This is a genomic window from uncultured Sphingomonas sp. (assembly GCF_913774285.1).
Lineage (GTDB): Bacteria > Pseudomonadota > Alphaproteobacteria > Sphingomonadales > Sphingomonadaceae > Sphingomonas.
In genome coordinates, this window is the sequence record NZ_CAJYHX010000005.1 from 22837 (window position 1) to 34005 (window position 11169).

12 protein-coding genes are annotated in these 11169 nt (G+C 67.0%); 8 read left to right on the top strand and 4 right to left on the bottom strand.

The features are described from left to right. Positions 1 to 8: 8 nt before the first annotated feature. Positions 9 to 812: a cold-shock protein gene (locus QZ670_RS01665; protein ID WP_294251167.1), complete on the bottom strand. Its 804-nt coding sequence runs from the start codon at positions 810 to 812 to the stop codon at positions 9 to 11. Between the two features lie 345 nt (positions 813 to 1157). On the opposite strand from QZ670_RS01665, the gene QZ670_RS01670 reads away from it, so the two are divergent. From QZ670_RS01670 to QZ670_RS01695, 6 genes are all read left to right on the top strand, one after another. Next, positions 1158 to 1778 (top strand): ribonuclease D, encoded by a 621-nt coding sequence (locus tag QZ670_RS01670; protein WP_294251169.1) that lies wholly within the window; start codon positions 1158 to 1160, stop codon positions 1776 to 1778. Between the two features lie 53 nt (positions 1779 to 1831). Then, on the top strand, positions 1832 to 2476 hold the full coding sequence (lptC, locus tag QZ670_RS01675) for an LPS export ABC transporter periplasmic protein LptC (RefSeq protein ID WP_294251171.1): 645 nt from the start codon (positions 1832 to 1834) through the stop codon (positions 2474 to 2476). After that, positions 2476 to 3018: an LptA/OstA family protein gene (locus QZ670_RS01680; protein ID WP_294251173.1), complete on the top strand. Its 543-nt coding sequence runs from the start codon at positions 2476 to 2478 to the stop codon at positions 3016 to 3018. Before lptC ends, QZ670_RS01680 begins: the two co-directional genes overlap by 1 nt. Positions 3019 to 3143: 125 nt before the next feature. Further along, positions 3144 to 3926, top strand: a complete 783-nt coding sequence (gene lptB, locus QZ670_RS01685; protein ID WP_294251175.1) for an LPS export ABC transporter ATP-binding protein — start codon at positions 3144 to 3146, stop codon at positions 3924 to 3926. 4 nt (positions 3927 to 3930) lie between these two features. Further along, positions 3931 to 5439, top strand: a complete 1509-nt coding sequence (gene rpoN / locus QZ670_RS01690; RefSeq protein ID WP_294251177.1) for an RNA polymerase factor sigma-54 — start codon at positions 3931 to 3933, stop codon at positions 5437 to 5439. Further along, positions 5439 to 6281 carry an endonuclease/exonuclease/phosphatase family protein gene (locus QZ670_RS01695; RefSeq protein ID WP_294251180.1) on the top strand — a complete coding sequence of 281 codons (843 nt, stop codon included), beginning with the start codon at positions 5439 to 5441 and terminating at the stop codon, positions 6279 to 6281. The genes rpoN and QZ670_RS01695 overlap by 1 nt, the downstream gene beginning before the upstream one ends. A gap of 6 nt (positions 6282 to 6287) precedes the next feature. Here QZ670_RS01695 and QZ670_RS01700 read toward each other — a convergent pair whose 3' ends face one another. The 3 genes from QZ670_RS01700 to QZ670_RS01710 form a co-directional block, all read right to left on the bottom strand. Next, entirely contained in the window at positions 6288 to 6755 is a 468-nt protein-coding gene (locus tag QZ670_RS01700) for a hypothetical protein (protein WP_294251183.1), read from the bottom strand. A gap of 200 nt (positions 6756 to 6955) precedes the next feature. Next, positions 6956 to 7561, bottom strand: coding sequence for a heme-binding protein (locus QZ670_RS01705; protein ID WP_294251187.1), 606 nt, complete (start codon positions 7559 to 7561; stop codon positions 6956 to 6958). A gap of 13 nt (positions 7562 to 7574) precedes the next feature. Then, positions 7575 to 8570 (bottom strand): ligase-associated DNA damage response exonuclease, encoded by a 996-nt coding sequence (locus QZ670_RS01710; RefSeq protein WP_294251190.1) that lies wholly within the window; start codon positions 8568 to 8570, stop codon positions 7575 to 7577. Positions 8571 to 8646: 76 nt separating this feature from the next. Here QZ670_RS01710 and QZ670_RS01715 point away from each other — a divergent pair, with 76 nt between their 5' ends. Beyond that, positions 8647 to 8820, top strand: a complete 174-nt coding sequence (locus tag QZ670_RS01715; protein WP_294251193.1) for a hypothetical protein — start codon at positions 8647 to 8649, stop codon at positions 8818 to 8820. Between the two features lie 49 nt (positions 8821 to 8869). Then, positions 8870 to 11169 (top strand): DNA gyrase subunit B (locus QZ670_RS01720; protein WP_294251196.1); only part of this gene is annotated, 2300 nt, incomplete at its 3' end.

An 11169-nucleotide genomic window follows, 5' to 3' on the forward strand; every position in this document is an offset into this window, starting at 1 on the left:
CGGCTGGGTTACTGCTGCGGCGACAGGTTCACCGCCGCGTACTTGCCGCGACGATCGACCTCCAGCTCGAACTCGAGCCGGTCGCCTTCGTTGAGCGTCGGCATGCCGGCGCGTTCGACGGCCGAGATGTGCACGAACGCATCGGGCTGCCCGTCATCGCGCTGGATGAAGCCGAAGCCCTTCATCGCGTTGAAGAACTTGACCGTGCCGGTCGCCTTCTCGCCGGTCAGCTGACGCTGCGGGCCGCCACGCGGCGCACCGCGGTCGCCGCCGAAGCCGCCTGCACCCTGCTCGCGCGGGGCGCGCTCGACGACTTCCATCGGCTCGCCGTCGATCTTCAGCGTGGTCGCGGAGATGCGCCCACCGCGATCGACGAGCGTGAAGCCGAGCGGCTGGCCTTCCGCCAGCGCGGTCAGGCCTGCCTGCTCGACGGCCGAGATGTGCACGAACACGTCTTCGCCGCCATCATCGCGAACGATGAAGCCGAAGCCCTTCTGCGCGTTGAAGAACTTCACCACGCCGGTGCCTTCGCCGATCACCTGCGGGGGCATGCCGCCACCGCCGCCGCCACGGAAACCACCGCCGCCGCCGCCGCCGAAGCCGCCACCGCCGCTGCGGAAACCACCGCCGCCGCCGCCACCGAAGCCGCCACCGCCGCCGCCGAAGCCGCCGCGACCACCGCCACCAAAGCCGCCGCGATCTTCGAAGCCGCCGCCGAAGCCGCCGCCGCCGAAGTTATCGTCGCCGAAACCATCGCGCTTGTCCCTGCCGCGCCCACCGCGCTCGCCGCGACGTCCTCTATCGAAACTCATGCCCTGTTCGTCTTCCCGGTTCGCCCTCAAACTACCAATCAAAACCGAGCGCCGGACGAAAAACGCAGGTCTTACGGCACTAACGTAGTGCCACAGTGCAGGTCATACCCCAAAAAAATCGGGTGCGCGAACGAAAATCGCGCGCATGGCTGCTTTGCGGCAGGAAAGTGTCCGCTGTGCCACGCAATGGGCGCTTCCCGGGCGTGAAGCGTGCCTTTTTCAAGGCCAGTTGGATCCAGTCGTCGCGTTGGAAGCGCCCCTGTATCGCCGCGAATCGCAAAATGCAAAGCCGTGCAGGGACGGCAAAGCATTGAGGTGCGACGCCATCCCCGCTACGCGGACGCGATGACCGTCCATTTCCACGAAGAAGATCTGCCGGAAGGCGTGTTCGCGCCCGGCGCCGCCATCGCCGTCGACACCGAGACGATGGGCCTGATCACCCCGCGCGACCGGCTGTGCCTTGTGCAGCTGTCGGACGGCTCGGGTGACGAGCATCTGGTGCGCTTCGGCCCGCAGTCCAACTATGCCGCGCCGAACCTGCGCGCGGTGCTTGCGGATCCTGAGCGGCTGAAGCTCTACCACTTCGCCCGGTTCGACCTGGCGGCGATTCGCTTCTACCTCGGCGTCACCGCGGGACCGGTCTATTGCACCAAGATCGCCTCGCGGCTGGTGCGCACCTACACCGATCGCCACGGGCTCAAGGATCTGGCGCGCGAACTGGTCGGCGCCGACATCTCGAAGCAGCAGCAGTCGTCCGACTGGGGCGGCCCGGACCTGTCCGACGCGCAGCGCGATTATGCTGCCTCCGACGTGCGCTTCCTGCACGCGATGAAGGTCGAGCTCGACAAGCGACTCGAGCGCGAAGGGCGCACCGAAATGGCGCAGGCCTGTTTCGACTTCCTGCCCTGGCGTGCCGAGCTCGACATTGCCGGCTGGCCCGAGGTGGATATCTTCGCCCATGCGTGATTGCAGGGATCGAGTGGTTGCCTCGGCCGTTTCGGCTCCCCACAAGGGAGCCTATGTCTGAGATCGCCGCCCGATTGACCACGCAGAACCGCGCCTGGGCCCATCCCGGGAGCAGTCACGATCGTGCGGTACGCATCGCGCTGGTGCTGCTGCCGATCCTGATCGGGGCGCTTGCTGCCTTCCTGATCAGCGCGCCGCTGTTCATGGGCGGGGACGTCAGCTTCGTGCTCGACAAGAACAAGGTGGCGATGTCGCCCGAGCGCCTGAAGATCGTCGCCGCCGACTATCGCGGCGAGGATTCCAAGGGTCGCCAGTTCGAGCTGCATGCGGGTTCCGCCGTGCAGAAGAGCTCGGCCGAGCCGGTGGTGCAGCTCAACCAGCTCAACGCGCGGCTGAGCCTCACCGACGGCCCCGCCACGCTGGTTGCGAATCACGGCCGCTACAACCTCAATACCGATCAGATGATGATCGACGGGCCGATCCGCTTCCAGACGAGCGACGGCTATCTGCTCAACACCCATGATGCGACGATCGACCTGAAGACGCGCCAGCTGCAAAGCGGCGGTGCCGTGACCGGCGATACGCCCACCGGCACCTTCCGCGCCGATCGCCTGCGCGCCGATCTCGACAAGCGTCTGATCTCGCTCGAAGGCAATGCGCACTTGCGGATGACGCCGAAGCCGGCAAGGAGGCCCTGATGACCCGCGCTCTCGCTCCGCTCGCCCTCGGGCTGCCGCTGTTGCTCGCCGCCGTGCCCGCCTTCGCGCAGGCCCGCCACGATTCGAACGCGCCGATCGATTTCGATGCGCGCAACATCCAGCTCGACGACAAGGCCAATCGCGCGATCCTGAGCGGCGGCGTCGTCATCAAGCAGTCTGACATGACGCTGCGCGCGGCGCGCGTGACGGTTGCGTACAGCGGCAGCGCGCTCAACGGCTCGCCCCAGGCCTCGCGCCTCGACGCGACCGGCGGCGTGACGGTGACGCGGCCCAACCAGACCGCGCGCTCCAGCTATGCGGTGTACGATGTCGATCGGCGCATCATCACGATGATCGGCAACGTCACGCTGCAGCAGGCGGGGTCGAACGTCGCCAACGCGGCCGGTCCGCGGCTGACGATCAATCTCGACACCAGTCGCGCGACGTTCGGCGGCGCGCCGGCTGGACCGACGACGCAGAATTCGGGCGGTCGCGTGACCGGCCGCTTCTCCGTCCCCAATCGCGACGCGCCGAAGCAGTAAGCCGAGGCAATGCCACGGTACGCCGTGCACTGTCTTTCCTTCGCGCGCGTTATCATGCAGGAACCTTGCCAAGCGGCCACGCGCTCGGCGGGGACAACGACCGCGTTACCTTTGCAGGAGCCGTCATGACCGACGTCGCCATCGCCGCCCCCGAAAGCTCCGCCCCGGATCCCGTGCCGCTGCCCGATCGTGGTCTCGCGGTCGTCTCCATTGCCAAGTCCTATGACAAGCGCACGGTGCTGACCGACGTTTCCGTCTCGGTGGGGCGCGGCGAGGTGGTCGGCCTGCTCGGTCCGAACGGCGCCGGCAAGACGACCTGCTTCTATTCGGTGATGGGGCTGGTGAAGCCCGACAGCGGTCGCATCATGCTCGACGGCGAGGACATCACCCGCCTGCCGATGTACCGCCGCGCGATCCTCGGCCTCGGCTATCTGCCGCAGGAGACGTCGATCTTCCGCGGTCTTAGCGTCGAGAAGAACATCTCTGCCGTCCTCGAACTCGCCGAGCCGGACCGCGACGTGCGCCAGTCCCGGCTTGAGGAGCTGCTCGACGAGTTCGGCCTCACCCGCCTGCGCACCTCGCCGGCCATGGCGCTGTCGGGCGGCGAGAGGCGCCGCGCGGAAATCGCCCGCGCGCTGGCCGCCAACCCTACGATCATCCTGCTCGACGAGCCGTTCGCGGGCATCGATCCCATCTCGATCAGCGACATTCGCGACCTGGTCAAGCAGCTCAAGCAGCGCGGCATCGGCGTGCTGATCACCGACCATAACGTGCGCGAGACGCTCGAAATCGTCGACCGCGGCTATATCATCTATGACGGCCGCGTGCTGTTCGCGGGCTCGCCCGACGATCTGGTGCGCGACGAGAATGTTCGCCGGCTCTATCTCGGCGAGAGCTTCTCGCTCTGATGCGATGAGTCTCGCGCCACGCCTCGATCTGCGCCAGTCGCAATCGCTGGTGATGACGCCGCAGCTCCAGCAGGCCATCAAGCTGCTGGCGCTGTCCAACCTCGAGATCGAGACCTTCATCGCCGAGGAAGTCGAGCGCAATCCGCTGCTCGACGCGCAGGGCGGCGACGACGGCGGCCCGTCCGAGCAGGCGGACAGCGGCGAAGATTTCGAGCCGCGCGACGGCCCCGCCGATGCCAGCGAACTGATCCTCGGCGGCGGTGAGGCGAGCGGGGAGGCGGCGCTCGACGTCGATCTCGCGGTCGAAGCCTTTCACCATGATTCGGCGAGCGACTCGATCGGTGGGCTGGACGGCGGGCTCGGCATCAATGGCGTGGGCGGCGGCGGATCGGAGGACGGGCCCGATCTCGACAGCCTCGGCACCAGCGACCTCAGCCTGGCGGACCATCTGCTGGCGCAGGCGGGCTCCAGCGTCTCGGGTCCGGACCTGTTCATCGCCCAGCATCTGATCGACCAAATCGACGAGTGCGGCTATCTCACCGCGTCGCTGCGTGAAATCGCCGAGCGGCTGGGCGTGCCGCTCGCGCGGGTAGAGGCGGTGCTGGGCGTGATCCAGACCTTTGATCCGACCGGCGTCGGCGCGCGCGACTTGGCCGAATGCCTCGCGCTGCAGGCGAAGGAAGCGGATCGCTACGATCCGTGCATGGCGCGGCTGATCGACAATCTCGAGCTGGTCGCGCGCGGCGACCTCGCGCGGCTGCGGCGGATCTGCAATGTCGACGACGAGGATCTCGCCGACATGATCCGAGAGCTGCGCAATTACGATCCCAAGCCCGGCTGCCGCTATGGCGGCGATCCCGTGCCGGCGGTGACCCCCGACATCTTCGTTGCGCGGCGCGGCAATGGCTGGGCGGTGGAGATCAATGCGGCGACGCTGCCGCGGCTGCTGGTCAACCGGGCTTATTATGCCGAGGTTTCGGGGGGCAAGCAGGACAAGGCGAGCAAGGCCTGGCTGACCGACATGCTCGCCAGCGCCAACTGGCTGGTCAAGGCGCTCGACCAGCGCCAGCGCACGATCATCAAGGTCGCCAGCGAGATCGTGAAGCAGCAGGAAGGCTTCTTTCTCAAAGGCGTCGCACATCTCCGCCCGCTGACCCTGCGCCAGGTGGCCGACGCGATCGAGATGCACGAATCAACCGTCAGCCGGGTCACCAGCAACAAATATCTCAGCTGCGCGCGCGGCCTCTTCGAACTGAAATACTTCTTCACTAGCGCGATCCAGTCGGCGGATGGCGGCGAGGCGGTGTCGGCCGAGGCGGTGAAGAGCGCAATCAAAACGCTGATCGCGGCCGAGGACCCGAAGAAAATTCTTTCGGACGACACGCTCGTGGAAATGCTCAATGCGAAGGGCTTCGATATCGCCCGGCGCACGGTCGCGAAATATCGCGAGGCGATGGGCATTGGCAGCTCGGTGCAACGCCGGCGCCAGAAGGCACTCGAAGGAGCGGGTTGATGCAGCGTGTATGGGGTTTCGTAGCGGCGCTTGCCGCGATGCTGGCGTGCGCGCCGGCGCTTGCGCAGGGGGCGCCCGGACTGACCGTGATGAGCCTCAACATCCGCATGCCCAGCGACGGCGACGGCGCGAATCTGTGGGAGAAGCGCCGCGACCTCACCTTCGCGACGATCCGCGCAGCGGACCCCGACCTGATCGGCACGCAGGAGCTGTTCCAGCGCCAGGGCGACGATGTCGTTAAAGCGCTGCCGCAATATAGCTGGTTCGGCACCGATCGGTACGGCGGCCATGCCAACGAGCATATGGGCATCTTCTACCGGCGCGACCGCCTCAAGATCGTCGAGCAGGGACAGTTCTGGCTGTCCGAGACACCCGACAAGCCTGGCAGCATGAGCTGGGGCACCGATCTGCCGCGCATGGTCAACTGGGCGACGTTCGAGACGAAGGACGGCCGCAAGTTCCGCTTCTACGACACCCATTTCCCGCATCGCGACCAGGACGAAGGCGCGCGCGAGCAGGCGGCCAAGCTGCTGGCGACGCGGATCGCCGCGGGGCCGAAGGACCTGCCGGTGCTCCTGACCGGCGATTTCAACACGGTGGACAGCTCCGGCGCGCACCGGGCGCTGACCGCGACGCTCGCGGATGCGTGGCTCGCGCGGTCGGACCATCAGGGGCCCGCCTTCACCTTCCACGGCTTCACGGGCAAGGGCGAGAACCGGATCGACTGGATCCTCACGCGCGGCTTCACGGTCGAGCGGATCGCGACGATCGATACGCACCGGGGCGAGGTTTACCCTAGCGACCATTATCCGGTCGTCGCCCGAGTTCGCTTCGAACGCTGAGCGGGCTCAGCCGCCGGGGCGCAGGCCGCCTTCCATCAGCATCATCGTGATGCTGCCCATGTCGGTGTACTGAAGGACGCCGGCCAGCGTGCCGACGACATTGGGGTCCTGCGCCAGGTCCATCAGCGCGACGCGGCCGAGCGCGGTGAAGCTGTTCTGGAGGGCGCCGGGATCGCGCTTCATCCGGTCCATTGCCTGGGCGCGGCAGTCGCGGGTGACGAGCCTGGTGATCAGCTGACCCGCCTGCTGGCTGGCCTGGACTCGGCGACCCTCGTCGACCTTCACCATGTCGCGCACCGCGGCGCCCTGCGCGACGGCGGCGAACACCCAGCGGACCAGCACGTCGCGATCGGCTCGGCTGGTGCGGGCGCGAAGGCACTCGCCGAACGGGTCGCGCGCCTGGGCCTGCGCAGCGGCGGGGGCGAGGAACGAAGCAAAGGCCGCGGCGGCGGCAAGGAGCGGGCGAATCGTCATGGGGATGCTTTAGAAAGGCTCCGCGGCAAGATCGCGGCAGAAGGTGCGCCGGATGTTGCCAACCTGTTGTCATCCCGGCGGAAGCCGGGATCCATTGGGGCCCACGTATCGGCTTCTGCCGCGAGCGACAGGCGAATGGATCCCGGCTTTCGCCGGGATGACGGCTGGGAGGACGCGCGCGTCGCTTCCCACACCTCAGGTTAGAGCGCGATCAGCACCTCGTTGCGGCGCAAGGGGCCGGGGATGAATGGCGAGTTGTAGAAGGCATATTCCACTGCGCCGCCGTTGATGCCCTTCGCTGCGAGCCAGCTGCGCAGCTCGGCCTCGCGCTTCGCCAGCACCGCATCGTCGGGCGAACCCGCAAAGCGCAGCACCGCGACGCGCCGTGCCGGACGGGTCGTCAGGTCGACATTGTCCGAGGGCTTGGGCAGCGTCGCCAGGGTGAACTTGGACGGCATCACGAACTGCGTCCGCCAGCTGGCGTCCTGCTTGGTGCTGAGCACCGGCGCGGTCATCGAAATCTTCTCACCGCCGCTGCCGCCATTGTCGCCGCGCCGCTTGGCGAAGATATAGTCGGCGAGGCGCGAGAAGCCCGCATTGAGCGCTGCCTCGCGGGTGCCGATTGCGCGGGTTTCCGCCACCACCAGCTCGGGATAGTCGCGGATCTCGAAGGCGCCGTCCTTTTCCACCAGCGTGAAGGGCGGCTGCTCGCTGGCCTTCTCGAACGCATAATAGGCCGCCGCACCCGCGATCACCGTGCCGCCCAGCAGGCCGCCAACCCAGGCCCAAGTCTTGCCCTTCGCCATCACCAAAACTCCCTCAATCGTCTTCGTCCTCGAACCCGGCGAGATCGAGCGCACGGGCGCGTATCTGCCGGAGCCTGCACCAATGTACCAGCGCATCCTCGCGGCCATGTGTCACCCACACTTCGCGCGGGGCCAGTTCCTCGATCGTACGGGTCAGCTCGTCCCAATCGGCGTGGTCGGAAAGGATCAGCGGCAGCTCGACATTGCGTTGCCGGGCGCGCTGGCGCACCCGCATCCAGCCGCTCGCCATCGCGGTGATCGGATCGGGCAGCCGCCGCGACCAGCGGTCGTTGAGCGCGCCCGGCGGGCAGAGGATGATCCGCCCCTCCAGCTCCTTTTTCGCGACGCCGGTGGCGGGGCGCAGCTCGCCCAGTGCGACGCCCTGCTCGACATAGAGGTCGCACAGCGCCTGGAGCGCGCCGTGGAGGTAGATCGGATCGTCAAACCCCATCGCGCGCAGCTCGGCGATCACGCGTTGCGCCTTGCCCAGCGCATAGGCGCCGACCAGCACGCAGCGCTCGGGCTCGGCGCGCAGGGCGGCCAGCAGCTTGTCGATCTCGTCGGTGGTTTCGGGGTGGCGGAACACGGGGAGGCCGAAGGTCGCCTCGGTGACGAACACGTCGCACTTCACCGGCTGGAACGGCGTGCAGGTAGGGTCCGGGCGGCGCTTGTAATCGCCCGAGACGACGATCCGCTCGCCGGCATGATCCAGCACCACCTGCGCCGATCCCAGCACATGGCCGGCGGGCACGAAGCCCACCTCGATCGGCCCGAGCTGAATGCTCTGGCCATAGTCCACCGGCCGCCCGTTCTGCGGGCCATAGCGCGCCGCCATGATCGCCAGCGTGCCCGGCGTCGCCCACACCTCGCCATGCCCGCCGCGGGCGTGATCGGCATGGCCGTGCGTGATGATCGCCCGGGCGACGGGCTTGGAAGGATCGATCCACGCATCCGCTGCCGGAAGGTAGATCCCGCAAGGATCGGGGGTGAGCCAGCTACCGAGCGTCATGGCGGCGATATGGGGTTGCGGGCACGGATCGAAAGGGGCGCAGGCTTCGTTGGTCCGGGCAAAACGGAGAGATGCCATGGACTTGTCGAGCATGCAGGGGCTGATGGTGATCGTCGGCCCGATCGTCCTCGCCGCGGCGCTGATCTGGGCGATCGCGCGCAACCGCACGTCGAAGCGGCAGCTGGACGAAACCGAGGATGCAACGCGGCGCAATTACGACGCGCACGACGAAGCCGACCGGAAGCGCTGAACCGCCCATTTTGCTTTCGTTCCGTGCCCTGAATCCCTATATCCTCGGCATGGCAGACACTCCGAAGACGAACGATCCCAACGCGAACGAATACGGCGCAGATTCCATCAAGGTTCTCAAGGGCCTGGATGCGGTCCGCAAGCGCCCCGGCATGTATATCGGCGACACCGACGATGGTTCGGGCCTCCACCACATGGTGTTCGAGGTTTCCGACAACGCGATCGACGAGGCGCTTGCCGGGCATTGCGACCTGATCCAGATCACGCTCAACGCCGATGGATCGGTGTCGGTCGAGGATAACGGCCGCGGCATCCCGACTGGTATCCACTCCGAAGAGGGCGTGTCCGCCGCCGAAGTGATCATGACCCAGCTCCACGCGGGCGGCAAGTTCGAGAACACCTCGGACAGCAACGCCTACAAGGTCTCGGGCGGTCTGCACGGCGTGGGCGTGTCGGTCGTCAACGCGCTCAGCGAGTGGCTCGATCTCAACATCTGGCGCGACGGCGAAGAGCATTACATGCGCTTCCGCCACGGCGACGCCGAGGCGCCGCTCAAGGTGATCGGCCCGGCCAACGGCAAGAAGGGCACGCGCGTGACCTTCCTCGCCAGCCCGGAAACCTTCAAGATCACCGAGTACGACTTCGAGAAGCTCGAACACCGCTATCGCGAACTCGCCTTTCTCAATTCGGGCGTGCGCCTGTTCCTGCGCGACGCGCGGCACGAGGAAGTGAAGGAAGTCGAGCTGTTCTACGAAGGCGGCATCGCCGCGTTCGTGAAGTATCTCGATCGCAACAAGGTCGCGCTGATGCCCGATCCGGTGGCGATCAGCGGCACCCGCGACGACGTGACGATCGACGTCGCGCTGGAGTGGAACGACAGCTATTACGAAAACGTCCTCTGCTTCACCAACAACATCCCGCAGCGCGACGGCGGCACCCACCTCGCGGCGTTCCGCGCGGCGCTGACCCGCACGCTCAACGGCTATGCCGACAAGTCGGGGATGCTGAAGAAGGAGAAGGTCTCCCTCACCGGCGACGACATGCGCGAGGGCCTCACCGCGATTGTCTCGGTAAAGCTGCCGGACCCCAAGTTCAGCAGCCAAACCAAGGACAAGCTGGTCTCCTCCGAAGTCCGCCAGCCGCTCGAAAGCCTGATGGCCGACAAGCTGGCCGAGTGGCTGGAGGAAAATCCCGCGGTCGCGAAGCAGATCATCCAGAAGGTGATCGACGCCGCCGCCGCGCGCGAGGCCGCCAAGCGCGCCCGCGAGCTGACCCGGCGCAAGGGCGTGATGGATATTGCCAGCCTGCCCGGCAAGCTCGCCGACTGCCAGGAGCGTGATCCCGCCAAGTCCGAACTCTTCTTCGTCGAGGGTGACTCGGCAGGTGGCTCGGCCAAGCAGGGCCGCGACCGCCACTTCCAGGCGATCCTGCCGCTGCGCGGCAAGATCCTCAACGTCGAGCGCGCCCGTTTCGACCGGATGCTCGCCAGCCGCGAAATCGGCACGATCATCACCGCCCTCGGCACCGGAATCCGCGACGATTTCAACATCGAGAAGCTGCGCTACCACAAGATCGTCATCATGACCGACGCAGACGTCGACGGCGCGCATATCCGCACGCTGCTGCTGACCTTCTTCTATCGCCAGATGCCCGAGCTGATCGAGCGCGGGCATCTCTATATCGCCCAGCCGCCGCTTTATAAGGCGACCAAGGGACGGTCGGAGGTGTACCTCAAGGACGATACGGCACTCGACGAATATCTGGTCGAGGCGGGCGTCTCGACGATGGTGTTGGAGGGCGCGGGCGGTGCGCGGTCGGGCAACGACCTGAAGACGCTGGTCGACCATGCGCGGCGGATGCGAACCCTCATGCGCTACGTGCCGCGTCGCTATGACGCCTCGATCATCGAGGTGCTGGCGCTGGCGGGCGCGCTCGACCCAGTGTTGACCCGCGAGCAGCGCATGGCGACGGTGGTCGAAACGACGCGCCGTCTGGAATCGGGCGATCACGAGGCGCGCTGGTCGGCGCGTCTTACGGAAGATGGCGGCGTCCATTTCGAGCGGTTGTGGCGCGGTGTCACCGATCACCACATCGTCGAGGCCAGCTTCATCGCCTCGGCCGAGGCGCGCAAGCTGCACACGCTGGCCGCCGAACAGGCCGAGAGCTTTGCCCATGCCGCCAAGCTGGTGCCGCTGCGCAACGCCGCGACCGAACCGTCGGCGGACGTCGTTCCGACCGATGAGGACGGCAACGCCACCACGCTGGCGCGCGGCGAAACCCGCGTTGCACGGCCGAGCCAGCTGCTGGAGGCGATCCTGACCTCGGGCCGCAAGGGGCTGGCGATCCAGCG